The sequence below is a fragment of the Brevibacterium sp. p3-SID960 genome, assembly GCF_025144725.1.
Classification (GTDB): Bacteria; Actinomycetota; Actinomycetes; order Actinomycetales; family Brevibacteriaceae; genus Brevibacterium.
Genome location: NZ_JALXKS010000023.1, coordinates 15,186 through 30,610, shown reverse-complemented (window position 1 = coordinate 30,610; position 15,425 = coordinate 15,186). Strand labels below are relative to the sequence as shown.

Annotated in this window: 14 protein-coding genes, 1 tRNA gene and 1 pseudogene; 5 read left to right on the top strand and 11 right to left on the bottom strand. The window is 66.8% G+C overall.

Features of this window, described 5'->3' with window-relative positions; genetic code table 11:
• Positions 1-22: 22 nt before the first annotated feature.
• Together M3B11_RS08290 and M3B11_RS08285 are read right to left on the bottom strand one after the other, a co-directional pair.
• Entirely contained in the window at positions 23-895 is an 873-nt protein-coding gene (locus M3B11_RS08290) for a MaoC family dehydratase N-terminal domain-containing protein (protein ID WP_259876990.1), read from the bottom strand.
• Positions 896-1,165: 270 nt separating this feature from the next.
• On the bottom strand, positions 1,166-2,758 hold the full coding sequence (locus tag M3B11_RS08285) for an HNH endonuclease signature motif containing protein (RefSeq protein WP_259876988.1): 1,593 nt from the start codon (positions 2,756-2,758) through the stop codon (positions 1,166-1,168).
• A gap of 384 nt (positions 2,759-3,142) precedes the next feature.
• Between M3B11_RS08285 and M3B11_RS08280 the strand changes: the two genes are divergently transcribed.
• A complete protein-coding gene (locus M3B11_RS08280) occupies positions 3,143-3,316 on the top strand; it encodes a CsbD family protein (RefSeq protein WP_259876986.1) in 174 nt (57 codons plus the stop codon).
• Between the two features lie 89 nt (positions 3,317-3,405).
• Entirely contained in the window at positions 3,406-3,753 is a 348-nt protein-coding gene (locus tag M3B11_RS08275) for a VanZ family protein (protein WP_259876984.1), read from the top strand.
• A gap of 24 nt (positions 3,754-3,777) precedes the next feature.
• On the opposite strand, the gene M3B11_RS08270 is transcribed toward M3B11_RS08275, so the two are convergent.
• On the bottom strand, positions 3,778-4,005 hold the full coding sequence (locus M3B11_RS08270) for a hypothetical protein (protein ID WP_102160960.1): 228 nt from the start codon (positions 4,003-4,005) through the stop codon (positions 3,778-3,780).
• A gap of 156 nt (positions 4,006-4,161) precedes the next feature.
• On the bottom strand, positions 4,162-4,557 hold the full coding sequence (locus M3B11_RS08265; RefSeq protein ID WP_396121553.1) for an ArsR/SmtB family transcription factor: 396 nt from the start codon (positions 4,555-4,557) through the stop codon (positions 4,162-4,164).
• A gap of 228 nt (positions 4,558-4,785) precedes the next feature.
• Here M3B11_RS08265 and arsB point away from each other — a divergent pair, with 228 nt between their 5' ends.
• Positions 4,786-5,844, top strand: coding sequence for an ACR3 family arsenite efflux transporter (gene arsB / locus M3B11_RS08260; protein WP_102161748.1), 1,059 nt, complete (start codon positions 4,786-4,788; stop codon positions 5,842-5,844).
• Positions 5,845-5,854: 10 nt separating this feature from the next.
• The gene (locus tag M3B11_RS08255; RefSeq protein ID WP_207948751.1) at positions 5,855-6,274 is read left to right on the top strand and encodes an arsenate reductase ArsC; all 420 of its coding nucleotides are present in this window, start codon (positions 5,855-5,857) and stop codon (positions 6,272-6,274) included.
• 32 nt (positions 6,275-6,306) lie between these two features.
• Here M3B11_RS08255 and M3B11_RS08250 read toward each other — a convergent pair.
• The 7 genes and pseudogenes from M3B11_RS08250 to M3B11_RS13315 form a co-directional block, all read right to left on the bottom strand.
• Positions 6,307-7,439, bottom strand: a pseudogene (locus tag M3B11_RS08250) (SulP family inorganic anion transporter); the annotation flags it as partial.
• A gap of 7 nt (positions 7,440-7,446) precedes the next feature.
• Entirely contained in the window at positions 7,447-8,103 is a 657-nt protein-coding gene (locus tag M3B11_RS08245; RefSeq protein ID WP_259876982.1) for a Crp/Fnr family transcriptional regulator, read from the bottom strand.
• Between the two features lie 125 nt (positions 8,104-8,228).
• Positions 8,229-8,882 (bottom strand): class I SAM-dependent methyltransferase, encoded by a 654-nt coding sequence (locus M3B11_RS08240; protein WP_259876981.1) that lies wholly within the window; start codon positions 8,880-8,882, stop codon positions 8,229-8,231.
• Positions 8,879-10,933: a cation-translocating P-type ATPase gene (locus M3B11_RS08235; protein WP_259876976.1), complete on the bottom strand. Its 2,055-nt coding sequence runs from the start codon at positions 10,931-10,933 to the stop codon at positions 8,879-8,881. Before M3B11_RS08235 ends, M3B11_RS08240 begins: the two co-directional genes overlap by 4 nt.
• Before the next feature lie 121 nt (positions 10,934-11,054).
• Positions 11,055-11,291, bottom strand: coding sequence for a heavy-metal-associated domain-containing protein (locus tag M3B11_RS08230; protein ID WP_102160952.1), 237 nt, complete (start codon positions 11,289-11,291; stop codon positions 11,055-11,057).
• Positions 11,292-11,526: 235 nt separating this feature from the next.
• A tRNA-Ser gene (locus M3B11_RS08225) sits at positions 11,527-11,617 on the bottom strand.
• A gap of 54 nt (positions 11,618-11,671) precedes the next feature.
• On the bottom strand, positions 11,672-13,813 hold the full coding sequence (locus M3B11_RS13315) for a maltokinase N-terminal cap-like domain-containing protein (RefSeq protein WP_311197753.1): 2,142 nt from the start codon (positions 13,811-13,813) through the stop codon (positions 11,672-11,674).
• Positions 13,814-14,113: 300 nt separating this feature from the next.
• Here M3B11_RS13315 and ilvA point away from each other — a divergent pair, with 300 nt between their 5' ends.
• Positions 14,114-15,400, top strand: coding sequence for a threonine ammonia-lyase IlvA (gene ilvA / locus M3B11_RS08215; protein ID WP_259876975.1), 1,287 nt, complete (start codon positions 14,114-14,116; stop codon positions 15,398-15,400).
• Positions 15,401-15,425 lie beyond the last annotated feature (25 nt).

Below are 15,425 nucleotides of genomic sequence, written 5' to 3'. Positions count from 1 at the left end.
GGCGACGGTGCCCGCCGGTGATTCAGTGGTCGATGGTTCCGGTCAGACAGGCGTGTCCTGCGGGGTCGAGGATGGCGACTTCCGTGGCCGAGGCGGTGATCTGGCGGCCCACGGCAGCGACGGGGGTCGCGTCGAAGAGAGGTCGGCGGGCGGTGAAGGAGAAGGAGTCGATCTGCTCACCTGGGCGGTGGCGCAGGAAAGCGTCGAGCATGAGCGTGGCGAGCAGCGGACCATGGACGACAAGGCCGGGGTAGCCCTCTTCGTTGATGCAGAAGTCGCGATCGTAGTGGATGCGGTGGGCGTTGAAGGTCAGCGCGGAGTACCGGAAGAGCAGCGTCTCGTCAGGCCGGGTGATCCTGCCGTAGTCCCACGCCGAGGTGTCGGCTGGCTTTCGTGCCGCGCGTTCGGCTGGCGTTTGTGCTGTGGACTGCTGCGGTGCGGCGGCTTCGCGGTAGACGATGGTGTGCCGGTCGGTGGTGGCGTGGCTGCCGTCTGCCGAGATCTCATGGGTGACCGTGACGAAGACGAGCTGACCTGTTCGGCCGGTGCGGACGCTGACGTCGGTGACGGTCTGGACATCCTGCAGCTCCTGGCCGACGGCGATCGGCCGGTGGAAGGTCAGTTCTGATCCGGCCCACATGCGTCGCGGCAGGGGCACCGGTGGCAGGAAGCCACCGAGGTGCGGGTGCCCGCCGATGTCGAGGGCGTGCTGCGGTTCGGTTGGGTTGAAGTGGGCCCAGTGCGCAAGCGGGAAGAGCTGGCCACCCCAGGGGTCTGCGTCGTAGTCGAGTGCAGCGGCCAGGGTGCGCGACTTCGCTTCAGTGGCGATGTCGTCGAGGGTCTGGCTGCGGCCGACCCACTCGCGCAGGCGCGAGACGTCGATCGGTCCATCCATGCGCCCTCAGCCTCCTTCGCCTGTCCGGAGTGTATCGCCTGCTCGAAGCCTATCGGGCACAGTGATGCCGATGCAGGTGCGTCCGCAGAATGGTTGTTCTGAACGGCCTTTCTGCAGCCGAGGTTCTGGCAAGCAGGGCCCGGCACTATGTGGTTGTCAAATATCGTTCTGTCACTGCGGTGGTGTTGCAGGCAGCGCTGGGAGTGAAACGACTGGCTGTCGTTTCGGGTGGGTCGTCTGTTTCGGGTAGGTCGTCGGCGTCGGTGGGGTCTAGTCGGTGAGGTTGAGGAGCTGTTGGGCGTGTACCTGCCCGATGGGATTCGAAGGTGGTCTGGCTGTCAGTTGGTGGCGGCCGGGTAGGGTCCAGGTCAGCATTCCCGTGTCGGGACTTCGTGTGACTTTGAGTCTGTTGTCGGTTTTCATCTGGTGATGCTCCCGGCATAGCGGGTGGAGGTTGCCCATGGTGGTGGGTCCGCCTCGTCCGGGGTCTTCGTGATTGAACGGTTCGATGTGATCGAGTTCTGCTTTGGCGGCTGAGCGGTCGCATCCGGGCAGTGTGCAGTACTGCCACTTCTCCACCAGCGCGATCCGCATCTTCTCCGGGATCGTGTACGTTTCAGCTGCGTGATCGAGGACAGTGCCATCGGCTGGGTCGGTCAGGATCCGGTAGAGCGTCGAATGGCCCGTGCCGGTCAGTTGCCGGGCGGCCTCAGGTGCGATGGGGTGACCGTTGACCATCCCCGGCACGGACTCAGCATCCGCGGAGTCATTGAGGAGGGTCAGTGCTGGGACGGTGATGGTGATGCGGGCTTGGCGTTTGAGCCACTCAGCATCGACGGGGCACTGCACACCGGTCTCGGTGAGTGTTTCGGCGATCTTCTCAGCGGTGGCATCGACATCGATTCCGGCTGGATTGGCGGCTTCGACAATGCAGTCACCGACCCGACCTGGGGTGGTGTGGCTGTCGCTGCTGGTGGACTGGGTGGTCAGGGTTCCTGCAGGCTGGCTGCCGGTGAGGAAGTCGAACATCAGCTCACCCATCCCCCGGCCATCGGCAATCTCGCGGTTTTCGGGCACGCCGAGTGGTGTGCCGAGTCCTTTGGTCACCGACCGTGCCATGCCTGTCAGGCGGGCTTCTAAGAGAGCGATCTGGTGGGAGGGACCGCGGGCGATGAGGGTCCCGAGTCCGTGGGGTTCGTAATAGGTCTCCACGGTGCGACGATCCCGGACCTGCCTGGCGCGTTCTTCACGCGTGACAAGAGTAGAAATCAGTTGGGTGACGGCGCGTTTGAACGCCGTCATGTCTGACACCCGGATCCGGGTGAGCCCTGCATCGAAGTCCGCCAGATGCTCCGGCTCCAGACTCGTGGCACGTGTCGCGCCGTAGAGATACCTGTCATAGCCGATCACCCCGGCCCGGGCTTGGGACGTGAAGGCCGGCAGGCCGACAAGCCCTGCTGCAGCAACCTGCACACGCGACCGGACCTGCTTGACAGTCGTGTCCAGTGCGTCTGCCATGTGCATCAGCGACGTCGATGCCGTTCGCTCGACCAGCCACGCATACGCATCACGCCGCTGGCCGGCCTCGTTTCGGAAATCAGTCCCGTCACGGTCCGGCCGGCCAAGCGCACGCGGATCGGCAGCGAGCTCACGCACCGCATCAACTTGCAGGGAGACATCCTCAGGTGAATCGGAAGCTGCCCGGGCGAGGAAGGCGTCGAAGAGGAACCCGAGTCCGGCCATGCGGCGCTCGTCGATGTCCCGGTTGGCAGATTCCAGCCGGTAGAGGCAGTCAGTGAAATCCGACGAATCGGCCACCGTGTCGTTGCGGCGGGGTGTGATGACCTGTTCTTCGACGAGCATCGCGGTCACCTCCTTGTGATCTAACGCGATCTTTCTGGTTTCAAGTCTAAGCGTGTTCGATATGATGTGACAATAGTTTCGACTGTGTTCACATGCAACTCACATAAACATGTGCGTGCTGCGAGTTCTGGTTCCAGTCTGCCAGCAGCCACGGACAACCCACCCCGCAAACGCAACCCCCACCTCGGGCACGGCAACCACAGCACACACACGGTGCGCGCCCCACCCCAAGCACCACCTCGGGCACGGCCTGAGGAACGGCCCGCGCTCGCGCCACTGATCTGCGACAACGCCGCAGAACACTCTTTCCAGGAAGGATGCTTGTCACTAAGATGGAAGTGCGTCGTCTCCACCCGAGGCGATACCCAACCCGAGGAGGTTCCTATGAGTGCAGATGACAAGTTCGGAAACAAGGCTGACGAGATGCTCGGGAAGGTCAAGTCCGGCATCGGCAGGGCCACCGACGACAAGAGCAAGGAAGCCGAAGGCAAGTCTCAGCAGTCCGGTGCGAACCTCAAGCAGGCCGGAGAGAAGGTCAAGGACGCGTTCAAGAAGTAAGAGCGTCTCTTCTCGGTCAGATGCGATTTGTCGCGCACCTGATCCTCTCGACACGGGCGCGGAAGTGGACTTGGTCCACTTTCGCGGCCGTGTTCTTTGTGCACCTCTTCCTCCTCTACTCCCCCAGCTCCGGCATGGCCTCGCCGTTCGCCGGGTTCGACAAGCTCATGCACGCCGTGGGCTTCGCCGCACTCACCACTCCTCTGCTGCTGCTCGGGTTCCGACCGCTGGCGACGATGCTGGCGATGTCGGCCTACGCAGCCATCAGCGAGTTCATCCAGGCGTTCGCGGTGCCCGGCCGGTCCGGCGAGTTCGGCGACTGGATCGCCGACTGCCTCGGCATTCTGCTTGCATTCGGCATCTGGCGGGCACTGCCGGCCGGCGATCCGCTGCTCGGTGAGAACGGAGAACCGCCGCGGCCGCCGCAGTGGCCGTGAATCCGCACCGCCACGCAGCAGCCTTCAGCGCACCGCGCTGTCGACGGGGACATCGAACCGGTAGAGCACGGGCGACCCATGCGTGAGACCGACGAAGACCGGGCCGCCCACCGGGGTGCGGCCGGAGCGCCAGACCGCATCGAGCACCTCGTCTTCGAGCCTGCTGTGCCGGTCACCTTGGCGGTAGATCGCCTCGACGCGACGCGCCTCGACCTGGTCGGTCGCCTGAATCTCAACTCTCTGCACTGCCATGCCCCGACGCTAACCGCCCGGCGCCTGAGAGTTCCCGCGGGGCATTCCTGGGAAGATCCTGGGTGCGCGTGAGCATGCTGTCTCGGCCGCTCCCGAGGCGCGGGCCGCCCTGCCGGCGATGCTCACCCGAGGCGTGGGCCGCCTCGCCGGCGATGCTCACCCGAGCGCGAGGAACGCCTGCAGTTCGGAGAAGGCGCTGCCGACGGCGGTGTAATGCGCCCACTTGCCGCGCTGCTCACGCTGCAGCAGACCGGCGTCGACGAGCTTCTTGAGATGGTGGCTGACCGTCGGCTGGGTCACGTCGAGGGCTTCGAGCAGATCACAGGCGCACACCGACTCGCAGCCGCGGGCGGCGATGAGCGAGACGATGCGCAGGCGGGTCGGATCAGACAGCGCCTTGAGAGTGGCGGCCATCCGCTCGGCTTCGGCTGCCACCAGAGGACCCGTGGCGAGCGGACAGCACGAGGCGCCGGTCTGCCCGCCGCCCCGCGCGGCACCGGGGGCAGTTCCCGGGGATTCTCCTGGCTCGCCTCCCGGCAGATCCCCCGGCACCGCCCCCGGCAGATCCCCCGGCACCTCTCCCGGCGCCTCCTCCCGCGCAACCGCAGCAGTCGCAGCAACCGCAGCGGACACCGCGGGTTTCCGAAGCTCAGTCATAGCAGCATCTTACATTGACACTCATCGATACGACCCATTACGCTTCCGATTGACAGTCATCGATATGAGGAGTTCTGCGTGCGTCAGACCGCCGATGCCACAACCCCGACCGCCACACCTGTCATGCAGGAGATGTCGTTTCTCGACCGCTGGCTGCCCGCGTGGATCCTGCTGGCGATGGCAGCAGGCCTGCTGCTCGGCCGCCTCGTGCCCGGGCTCAGCAGCGCACTCGACGCGGTGAAGATCGGGCAGGTGTCGTTGCCGATCGCCTTCGGCCTGCTCGTCATGATGTACCCGGTGCTCGCAAAGGTCCGCTACGACGAAACCCATCGTGTCACCGGCGACAAGCGTCTGCTCATCCTCTCCCTCGTCCTCAACTGGCTCGTCGGCCCGGCCCTCATGTTCACCCTGGCGTGGATGCTGCTGCCGGACTTGCCGGAGTACCGCACCGGGCTCATCATCGTCGGCCTGGCCCGCTGCATCGCGATGGTCTTCATCTGGAACGATCTGGCGTGCGGCGACCGGGAGGCCGCAGCGGTGCTCGTGGCGATCAATTCGGTCTTCCAAGTCGTCGCCTTCGGCGCCCTCGGCTGGTTCTACCTGCAGATCCTGCCCTCATGGCTGGGACTGCCGACCACCTCGGCGGATTTCTCTGTCTGGACGATCGTCGTCTCCGTCCTCGTCTTCCTCGGCATCCCGCTCATCGCCGGCTTCCTCACCCGCGTGCTCGGCGAGAAGGCCAAGGGCCGCGCGTGGTACGAGGGCACATTCCTGCCGCGCATCGGACCGTTCGCACTCTACGGACTCCTCTTCACCATCGTGCTGCTCTTCGCGCTGCAGGGCGATGCGATCATCTCCCAGCCGCTCGATGTCGCCCGCATCGCGGTGCCGCTGCTGGCCTACTTCGTCGTCATGTTCACCATCTCGCTGTTCGCAGCCAAGGCCACGGGCCTCAACTACGCGAAGTCGACGACGGTGGCGTTCACCGCGGCCGGCAACAACTTCGAGCTCGCCATCGCTGTGGCCATCGGCACCTTCGGCATCACCTCGGGTCAGGCGCTCGCCGGGGTCGTCGGCCCGCTCATCGAGGTGCCCGTCCTCGTCGCACTCGTCTACGTTGCGCTGTGGGCCGGCCGACGCATGTTCCCGCACGATCCGACCCTGCCGGACCGCATCCGCTGAGGAGACCGCCATGACCGCTGACCCGATTTCCGACACCCCCAGTGTGCTCTTCGTGTGCGTCCACAACGCCGGGCGCTCGCAGATGGCCGCCGGTTACCTCGCGGCGCTCAGCGGCGGGCGGATCGAGGTCCGCTCGGCCGGCTCGGAGCCTGCTGAGCAGCTGAATCCTGCCGCCGTCGAGGCGATGCGCGAGGACGGCGTCGACATCACCGCGGCGTCGCCGCGGATCCTCACGCCCGAGGCGGTGGAAGCCTCCGATGTCGTCGTGACGATGGGCTGCGGAGACACGTGCCCGATCTTCCCGGGCAAGCGCTACGAGGACTGGCAGCTTGCCGATCCGGCCGGGCTCGGAGTCGAGGCGGTGCGCCCGATCCGCGATGAGATCAAACGACGCGTCGAGGCCCTCATCACCGAGCTGCTGTCCGCTTAAGTGCAGCGGCGGCGATGCCGCGCACATGCGCGTCAGCCGCCGGATCGGGTCATCCCTGCCAGCCGCGCACGCATGCGCCGGCTGGCGGTGTTGAGCCCGACGATGTCGACAGACGCGCCGTATGCCGCGTACTTGTCGGTCACCGAATCGAGTGCCGCCACCGTCGAGGCGTCCCACAGATGGGAGCGATGCATATCGATGACGATGTGCTCGGGGTCGCCGGCGTAGTCGAACATCGTGTACAAGTCGTTCGATGAGGCGAAGAAGAGCTCACCTTCGACGGTGTAGTACGCGGTGGCCTGTCCGTCGACATCGCGCAGCTCCCGGTCGACGCGCACGAAGTGCGCCACCCGATTGGCGAAGGCGATCATGGCCACAAGAACTCCGAGCACCACGCCGATCGCCAGATTGTGGGTCCAGACAGTCGCCACCACGGTGACGAGCATGACCGTGGTCTCCGACTTCGGCATCCGCGACAGCGTGGACAGGCGGATCGAGTGCCAGTCGAACGTCGCCCACGACACGAAGATCATGACGGCGACGAGTGCGGCCATGGGGATCTGAGCTACGACTCCGCCGAGAGCGACGATGAGGATGAGGAGGAACACGCCGGCGAACAGCGTCGAGATCCGGGTGCGGGCGTTGGCGGCCTTGACGTTGATCATCGTCTGACCGATCATAGCGCAGCCTCCCATTCCGCCGAAGATGCCGGAGACGATGTTGGCGGCGCCCTGCGCCCAGGATTCGCGGGTCTTGTTCGACCGCGTGTCAGTAACATCGTCGACGAGCTTGGCGGTCATGAGGGACTCGAGCAGTCCGACAATGGCCATCGCCAGCGCGTACGGCGCGATGACCTGCAGGGTCTCCAGATTCAGCGGGACATCGGGGATGAAGAGGGCCGGCAGCGCGTGGGGAAGCTCGCCCTTGTCTCCGACTGAGGGCACGTCCCAGCCGAAGACGACGACCAGGAGTGTGAGCACCACAATCGCGGCCAGCACCGTGAGCGCCGCGGGCGTCAGACTGGGCAGGACGAACACGATGATGGGGCGAGCAGACACAGCGGATGGACGAGCCACGTCACTGCGACGAGCTCGGGCAGTTGCGAGAGGAAGATGAGAATCGCCAGCGCGTTGATGAAGCCGACCATCACCTGCCGCGGAATGAAGCCTTGCTCAGCTGTGCATCGAGAGCGAGCTGAGCGCGGCGACATCCATAATGACGATGCGTCCGCGGCTGCGCTGCGCGATGACGCCGGCATCGGTGAGCCGGCGCAGCTGGCGGCTAAGCGATTCGGGCGTCGTCGACATGAGCGAGGCGATGTCCTTCTTCGACAGCTGCAGGGACACTTCGATGGCACCGTCCGGCCTCGGCCGCGCCGGCAGCGACAGCAGGTAGTCGGCGAAGCGGGAGCTGACGCTGCCCGAGATGACAGAGGCAAGCCGCTTCTCGGTGGCTTCAAGGCGGTTGCTGACCTCTTCGAGCATGCGCATAGCGATATTCGGGTGCTTAGCCAAGAGGCGGGAAAGGTCGGCATGACGGAAGACGCACAGCTCGGTGTCGACGAGAGCCTCGGCCTGGTGGTCGGGCCGGGCACCGGTGAGGAAGGCGGATTCGCCGATGAAGTCCCCGGGGCCGAGGATGCGGATGACCTGTTCGCTTCCATCGGCGTTTGAACGGGAGATCTTGACCTGTCCGGTGTGCACGACTATCAGCTGCGAAACATCGGCCCCGGCAGTGTAGACCTGTTCAGCAGAATTCAGGGTCACCGGGCGGGCGAACCCGGCGACCTCCACCTGCTGGGCGCGCGTCAGGCCATAGAAGAGCGGCACACGCGTGACGCAGAGATCTTCTGAGGGTGCTGAACGCACCCGGGTCGAATGAGTCAATCGAAGGCCCTCCTCCTCTTTGTCCAGTGTGGTCCCCTCCCGGCTCCGCGTCACCGGGGTGTTTACGGCTAGCGTTCGATCGCGCGGGCGCTCATGACCGCATGAGCCGAGAACGGGCCCATCTGCTGTGCGGCGTCAGCGAAGCCAGCGTCAGCCAGCGCCTGCTCCATGTCCGCCATCGGCCACCGGTACGCAGTGGCGATCGGGTGGCTGAACGCCTCCAGGCGCGGCCCGGAGAAAAACGACAGGAGCAGTGATCCTCCATCGCGCAGCGCGGTGCGCAGGATCGCCAGGGCCTCTGGAAGTTCTCCGCGTCCCATATGGATGAGAGAGTACCAGCTGAGAATCCCGTCCCACCGACGGTCAGCCTCAACCAGGTCTGCGATGGCCCCGTGATGGAACGTCACCACGGGGAAGTGAGCGCGGGCGAGGTTGACGAGCCGCTCGGCTGGTTCGAGCCCTTCGACCGTGTGCCCGAGTGCGTCGAGGTGGGCGGTCCAACGGCCAGTGCCGGAACCGACGTCGAGAATCCGTCCGCCGACACCCGACGCCCACGGTTCGATGATCGCGCGGTCGGGATCGGCCGGGGAGATCGCCGTCCCGAGGATGCCGGCGACATCGACGACCTGGGTTCCGTACGCCTCGGCTGCACTGGCCTGCGCCCGCGCACCGAACGATCCCCTCAGTGCCCGGTTGCCAGAGGCGTACCTCCGTGCCCTCATGCTGAGTGCCCGGAGGTACGGGTCTGGGCTGGCTCGGCATCCGCGCCCGAGGCAGTCGAGCCGTGGCCTGTCAGGCCCGCCTGGTCTGGTCGCTGGGCTGGTGCTGCTGTGCCGTCGTGGGTATTGCGCAGCAGGCGCATCGCGTTGAGGATCACGATGAGCACCGAGCCCTCGTGCACGAGCATGCCGACTTCCATGGTGACCCCGCCTGCGAAGACACCGGCGAGCAGCAGGATCACGGTGATGAGTGCAATCGCGATGTTCTGCCGCATGACCCTCGCAGTGCGTTTGGCCAGCCCGATCGCCTCGGGCAGTTTCAGGAGGTTGTCGCCCATGAGTGCGATGTCGGCGGTCTCGACGGCCACGGCGGATCCTGCCGCACCCATCGCCACTCCGATGTCGGCGGTCGCCAACGCCGGCGCGTCGTTGACTCCGTCGCCGACCATCGCGACCGTGTGGCCTTCGCGTTGAAGACCTGCCACAGCGTCAAGCTTGTCCTCGGGCAGCAGCGACGCGTGGATCGCGTCGATACCGACCTTCTGGCCGATCGCTTCGGCCACGGGCTGGGTGTCGCCGGTGAGCATCACGACCTTCTGCACACCGTTGGCGTGCAGCCGCTGCACCATCTCCGGGGCGTCTTCACGGATCGTGTCGGCGACCGCGATGACGCCGATCACCTGGCCATCGACTGCGACGATCATCGGCGTCTTGCCTGCCTCTGCCAGCTCTTCGACTGCCGTGGCTGAGCCCGCGTCGTCGGTGATGCCGTACTTCTCCAGCAGCTGGGCGTTGCCGACCAGCACGTGATGCCCGTCGACGTCGCCTTCGATGCCTCTGCCGATGACGGGAGTGACCGGACCGGGTACGCCGTCTGGGGCGACGCCTGCGGCGCGTGCTCCGTCGATGATCGGCCGGGCCAGCGGGTGTTCGGACCCCGCCTCGACAGCGGCCGCCCAGCGCAGCACGCCGCGCCGGTCTGCAGCCGGACCGAGGACGACGACATCGGTGAGCTCCGGCCGGCCTTCGGTTAGGGTGCCGGTCTTGTCGACAGCGACGGCCGAGATCTTAGCTGAGGTCTCGAGGTATTCGCCGCCCTTGATGAGGATTCCGTTGCGGGCTGAACGGCCGATGCCGGAGACGATCGCTACCGGGATGGAGATGACGAGTGCACCGGGGCAGCCGATGACGAGCAGGGTCAGTCCGAGAACGACATCGCCGGAGATGAGGCCTGCGGCGAACGCGAGGACCATGACCGCTGGCGTGTACCACTTGGAGAAGCGGTCGATGAACGCCTGCGTCTTGGCCTTGGCGTCCTGAGCCTCTTCAACGCGGTGGATGATGCGCGCGAGCGTGGTGTCGGCTCCGATGCCGGTCGCCATCACCTGGAGGAACCCGCTGCGTGAGATCGAGCCGGCGAACACATGGTCTGCGGTGGTCTTCTCAACCGGAATGGATTCGCCGGTGATCGAGGCCTCGTCGACGGAGCCGGTGCCGGCGATGACCTGCCCGTCGACGGGAACTTTGGCGCCGTTCTTGACGAGGACGACGTCGCCCATGCGGACGTCGTGGGCAGCGACTTCGACCTGCTCGCCGTCGCGCATGACGACGGCAGAGTCCGGGGCGACGGCGACGAGCTCGGCCAGGGCCGAGCGGGTCTTGTTCATGGTGCCGGCTTCGAGCGCGTGGCCGATGGCGAAGAGGGAGGTGACGGCTGCAGCTTCCCAGAAGTTGCCGATGAGCACGGCACCGATCGCTGCGATGGAGACGAGCAGGTCGATGCTGATGAATCTCACCATCAGGGCGCGTGCAGCCTTGATGACGATACCGTATCCGGCCACCACGGCCGCGGCGAGCATGAAGGCGCTGGCCAGGGTGAAGGCGTGGCCGGAGCCGTGGGCGTGTTCGCCCGGATCGATCCACCACTGCGAAGTGAGTTCCAAGTTCCAGGCGCCGGCGAAGAGCCGCTCGACGCCGAATGAGGTGAGGATGAGCAGGCCGGCTGCAACAGGGATGAACCAGTTGCTGTACCGCCACCTGCGGAGCGCATTCACGAGTATCCCGCCTTTCGTGCTGGGAATGGGATGGCTGTGCGTTCTGCGCTGGTTGGCCCGCGGCTGCCGATCGGTCTGCGACCGGCGGCCAGGATGCGACGGGCAGCCAGCAGGACCTCAGTCAGAAGGCAGAGGCCTTCGACTTGTACCCGGCCTTGGCGACGGCGGCGATGAGGTCGTCGACGGAGGTCTTCGACGTGTCGTGGTCGACCTCCACACGGCCCGAGGCGAAGTGCACCTTCACGTTGTCGACTCCGTCGAGCTTGCCGACCTGCTTTTCGATCTTGCCGACGCACGAGGGGCAGGAGAAGCCTTCGGCCCGGAGGAGGGTGTGGGTGTTGCCTGTTGTCTGTGGCATGGTGATTCCTTTCCTTACGCCCCCGTTCGGAGGCCCGACCGGAACCTTTCCTGGTCTTCGCTTCTCACCGTATGGAGATTCCAGGCACCGCGCCTTGACGCAGGTCAAGTGCCGCCGGAAACCGCCTGCGTGAGCGCGCGAAGCGACCTGCAGACAACAGACGGAGCCCCCGCCGCGGATTGGGCGGGGGCTCCCGTGGAGATCCGTGAGAGCAGCGCACGGACAGATTCTCATTTGGCGGTGAGTGTGGGATTCGAACCCACGGAAGGGGGTTGCCCTTCAACGGTTTTCAAGACCGTCACTTTCGGCCGCTCAGTCAACTCACCTCGGCATCCGCGGCGGTTGAGCCGCCCGGAGTCCACATCACAGCATAAACCACTTCAGTCGCGGTTGGGGAACCTCGGCAGGGTCGTCGGGCGGGCTGGAATCGGCGGGAACTGGGTGGCTGCGGCCGCCTCGGGGTCGGCGTCCTCGTCGATGACCGCGTCATCGGGGTCGGCGTTCGCGTCCGTGCCCGAGGTGGTGCCCCCACTTGCCGCGCCCGTTCCCGAGGCGGTCTCGCTGCCCTGGCCCGTTCCCGAGGCGGTCGGCTCGTCGGCCGCGGATTCCGGCCGGGCAGGTGCCGGGTCGGGCGCCTGTTCCGGTGCTGCCGGCGGGGTCGCCGGTCGAGCCGGTGCCTCCGCAGCCGCAGTCTGATCCGCCGCTCCGGGTGCCCCGCCGTTCTTCTCGGCGCGGGCGACCTCGGTGTCGAGGCCGTCGTAAGCATCGGGCACAGGGTCAGCCGGCTGGGCGATCTCCTCGACCGCGCTCTGGGCGAACTCCTCGGCGCTGACGGTCTCCTCGGCGTTCCACACAGTGGCCGCGCCGGCCGCGCTGGTCGCACCAGCCGCGCCACCTGCACCAGGCGCGCCATCCGTATCAGCCGCGCCGCCGGCGCCGCGGGCACTGGCGCCACCGGCACCACCGCCGGCCCCATCACCCTCAGCATCGTCCTCCCGCTGGGAGTCGTGCTCCAGTCGGCCGCCGAGCAGCAGGGTCAGGGTCGCCAGCGGCACGATGAGCCAGGCGGGGCGGTTGCGCAGCTCGGTGACGACCTCGACGAGCAGCCGGTCGATGAGCACGGCCCGCAGCACCGGGTCGTGCAGTCCGACCGAGGCGCCGACGGCGTGCGAGTAGCCGGTGAGCAGTGAGTTCTGCGCCTGTGAGGACCACAGGTACTCAGGGGAGTCGACGACCTCCCGCAGCGATTCGTGCCCGTCCGAGAGCCCGGACAGCCCGATGAACGTCGGCTGCGCATCGGCTTTGAGCGCTCCGGTCCGGCGCAGCCGGGCGTATCCGGCGGCGTAGTCGATGCTGCGCAGCAGCGCGACGAGGTCGATCGCCGCAGGCTTCGGGAACTCCTGGGTGGCAGCAGAGAAGTTGACGACGGTGAAGCCGACGACCGGGCTGGTGAGCACCTGGTTGAGCGTCAGCTCACCGTGTATCCGCTGCAGTGCACCGACTGTCTCAAGGCGGCCGAGGTTCGCGCGGTGCTCCTTGAGCTTGGCCTGCAGGTCGCCGAGCGCCAGCGGCGCACGGGCGAGCGCCCAGTCGACGCGCTCCTGCCATTTGGCGATCCAGTCCTCGGTCGGCTCTCCGGCCCCGCGGACTACGCCGAACTCAGCGGCGAGGTCCAGGTGCAGCTCGCCGATCCGCGAGCCGAGCGCCGAGGCCTTCTTGTTGTAGCTGCCGATCGACCCCGAGTCCACCGCACACGCGATGTCGACAGCCTCGCGCCAGGCCGGCTGCGAGTCAGGATACTGGACCGACAGCATCGCCAGCGGCGCCGACCGGGTCTCCAGCTCTTCGGCGTCGAACCAACGGCCGGACACCCAGCCCATCACCTCGGGCACGGCGCGCGACTCCGCCTCGGTCAGGGCGACGGGAATCCGCACCGCCTGACTGAGCCCCGGCTGGACGACGCGGAAGAAGGTGAGCACGCACGGGTTCTCGGGGTCCTCGATGACAACGGTCGACTCGTGCGCACGGGCCTCCAGCAGCTGCAGGCGCACCGAGGCGGCGTAGTCGAGCATCTGGTGTTCGGTCTGCACGCGGTGGAACTTCGTCATCGCGTTGCTCACCGCGTGTGCTGCGACCTGGCCGCCCTCGAACCGGCGGGCGGTGGCCGCGGCGTGGGCGCAGTTGATGACGAAGACCGGGTCAGCACACCCGTCGTATACCCAGCAGGGGCCGAGCGTGATGTCGTCGATGGTGCCGATGAGGTGGGCGCGCAGGGCGAAGTTCTCGCTCGTGCGGAAGCTGAGGGGGACGTTGATGCGGCGCAGCGTGCGCCCGTCGCCGACGGAGATGATCGCCTGAGTGCCGCGCACGGTGCCCTCGCCGGAGTCCCATTCGAACAGGCGGGTGACCGACATCGGCGTGATGTCGGGGTCGGCGCCGAGCTCGGTCTCCAGTTTGGGGAACCAGCTCTGGCGGGGCAGCCAGGCAGAGAGCAGACCTTCGAGTTCACTGCTGATGGCCACCGTGTTCCCCCTTGGCGTTGCGTCGGCGCGGGCTCGCATCATGCGCTAGGGCACACTCTACCGAAACCGCGCAATGCGGCCGGGAGGGCACGCCCGGCACACCCGGCCTGACCAGCGCCGCGGCGGTGCCCGCCGCACCAGCGTCCGGTCCCGAGGCGGTGCCCGCCGCACCGGCGTCCGGTCCCGAGGCGGGGCCCGCCGAGGCGTCGTTCGTCACCGACTGACACGAAACTGCTCACCATATGGCACGAACTGACTCATGACGTGACACGACCGCAGCGGCGGGCACACAATGGGGAGGTGCTCATTCACGAACAGAAGATCTGGAACCTGCCGACCGCCAGCGACGTCGAGGCCGCTGCCGCGCTCATTTCGGATTCCATCATCACCTCCCCGTTGCACATCTCCGAACGTCTGTCCGATGCGATCGGCTCGACGATCTACCTCAAGCGCGAGGATCTCCAGCTCGTGCGCTCGTACAAGATCCGCGGTGCGTTCAACTTCCTCCTGCAGCTGACCGCCGATGAGCGCTCCCGCGGAGTCGTGTGCGCGTCGGCCGGCAACCATGCGCAGGGCTTTGCGAAGGCGTGCAAGGAGCTCGGCGTCAAGGGCCGGATCTTCGTGCCGAAGACGACACCGCGGCAGAAGATCGACCGGATCCGCTACTTCGGCGGCGATGAGGTCACCGTCGTCATCGACGGCTCCACCTACGACGACGCCTCGGAGCTGGCGGCGAACTACGCCGAGACCTACGGCGCACTGCTCGTCTCGGCCTTCGACCACCCGCGCACCGTGGCCGGGCAGGGCACGATCGGCCCGGAGATCCACGAGCAGCTGAGCGAGGATCCGGATTTCATCATCGTGCCCGTCGGCGGCGGCGGGCTGCTCGCCGGCATCGCCGCCTACGCTGCCGAGCACATGCCTGAGACCCAGGTGATGGGTGCCGAGCCGGCCGGTGCGGACTCGATGGTCGCGGCACTGGCCGCCGGCCGCCCGGTCACCTTGGAGAACATCGACTCGTTCGCCGATGGCGCCGCCGTGCGCCGGGCCGGGGACCTGACCTACCGGATGATCGCCGACCTCGGCCTGCGCATCGACCCGGTGCCCGAGGGCCGAGTGGCCTCGGAGATGCTCGAGCTCTACCAGGTCGACGGCATCATCGCCGAACCGGCCGGCGCGCTGGCCTCAGCGGCGATCGGCGGAGCGCATTCGCGGGCGCCGATCACGATCCCACCGGGTTCGACGGTCGTGTGCATCGTCTCCGGCGGCAACAACGACATCTCCCGCTACTCGGAGGTCATCGAGCGCTCGCTCGTGTACGAGAACCTCAAGCACTACTTCATCGTCAACTTCCCGCAGGAGCCCGGCGCGCTGCGCCGCTTCCTGTCCGAGGTGCTCGGCCCCGATGACGACATCTCGCTGTTCGAGTACATGAAGCGCTCCGACCGCGAGACCGGCCCGGCGTTCGTCGGCATCACCCTCGGCCAGGCGCAGAGCCTGCCGGGTCTGCTCGCCCGGATGGACGCCTCACCCCTGGAGATCGAGAAGGTCTCGCACGACTCGCCGCTGTTCCGCATGTTCGTCTGAGCCCCACCCAACAGCCCCGCAGCCA